We start from the raw sequence: 1,280 nt of genomic DNA, 5'->3' as shown, positions 1-1,280 counted from the left end.
CCCAAGCCTTCAAGGCCCTGCATGATCGTCAGGGGATCTTCGTCATCCCCAATCCGTGGGATGCCGGCTCGGCGAAGATGCTCGCCAGTCTTGGCTATCAGGCCTTGGCCACCACCAGCGCCGGTTACGCGTTTTCCCAGGGCAAGGCTGATGGCGCACTGAGTCTCGACGAGACCCTGGCCAATGTCCGCGCGATTGTCGCAGCGACGGATCTGCCGGTGGTGGTGGATCTGGAAAACGGCTTTGCCGATGACCCGGTCGAGGCTGCGCAGAGTCTTCTCCGTGCCGCCGAGGTGGGCGCGGTGGGCGGGTCGATCGAGGACGCGACCGGGCGCCCGGGCGCGCCGATCTATTGCTTCGAACACGCCGTCGCACGGATTGAAGCCGCCGTCGCGGCGGTGCGCACCCTGCCGTTTCCCTTCATCCTCACGGCTCGCGCCGAAAATTACCTGCACGGTAATCCCGATCTCGACGACACCATTCGCCGTTTGCAGGCATTTGCCGCGGCGGGTGCCGACGTGCTTTATGCACCGGGTTTGCGCAGCGCCGAAGAAGTGCGTGCAGTGGTGCAAGCGGTGGCGCCGAAACCGGTCAATGTGCTGATGTCTGGCGGTTTGAAACTGACCGTGCAACAGCTCGAGGAACTGGGCGTACGCCGCATCAGCACCGGCTCGGCACTGGCGCTGGCGGCGTTCGGCGAGTTCTTCCGCGCAGCTGAAGAAATCCAGCAATCCGGCACCTTTGGCTTCACGTCACAGTCGATGCCTTATGCCAAGGCCAATCAATTTTTCAAGGACTGAGCATGGGACGTTGGCTGTTCTGGGTGGTGTTGCTCGCGATGGGTGGTGCAGCGGTAAGTGTCTGGCGCGGCTGGCTGGAGGTGCCGCCGCAGTGGAACCCGTGGGCGCCATTGGACATAAAAGCCGCGCCCAACTGGCTGACCGGTTACAAACTCATGCGCCTGCGCAGTGATCCCGAGCTTTGCGCACAGGCATTGAGCAGCTCGGATCTGCGCGTCAGCCCCCAGGCCGACAGCGCGGGCGCCAAGTGTCCGCTGATCGGTGCTCTGCGGGTGCAGGGCGGTGAAGTGGCGCTGAGCAGCAGTTTCATCGCCAGTTGCCCGCTGGCGGTGGCCTACGCAATGTTTGAACACCACACCCTGCAACCGGCGGCGCAATCGGTTTACGGCCAGAAAATCGCGCGGGTCGATCACCTCGGCAGCTTCGCCTGCCGCAATGTCTACAACCGTGAGAACGGCGCTCTCAGCCGACATGCGAGTG

2 protein-coding genes are annotated in these 1,280 nt (G+C 63.6%); both read left to right on the top strand.

Translation table 11 applies throughout. The annotated features are described in order from the left end of the window. Nucleotides 1-800: isocitrate lyase/PEP mutase family protein (locus tag OQK_RS00750; RefSeq protein ID WP_016770681.1), on the top strand; the 800-nt coding region annotated here is incomplete at its 5' end. A 2-nt stretch (nt 801-802) separates the two neighbouring features. After that, nucleotides 803-1,280 (top strand): extensin-like domain-containing protein (locus OQK_RS00745; RefSeq protein ID WP_016770680.1); only part of this gene is annotated, 478 nt, incomplete at its 3' end.

The organism is Pseudomonas sp. R62 (assembly GCF_000257605.1).
GTDB lineage: Bacteria > Pseudomonadota > Gammaproteobacteria > Pseudomonadales > Pseudomonadaceae > Aquipseudomonas > Aquipseudomonas atacamensis.
This window is presented reverse-complemented; position numbering and strand designations above follow the sequence as displayed.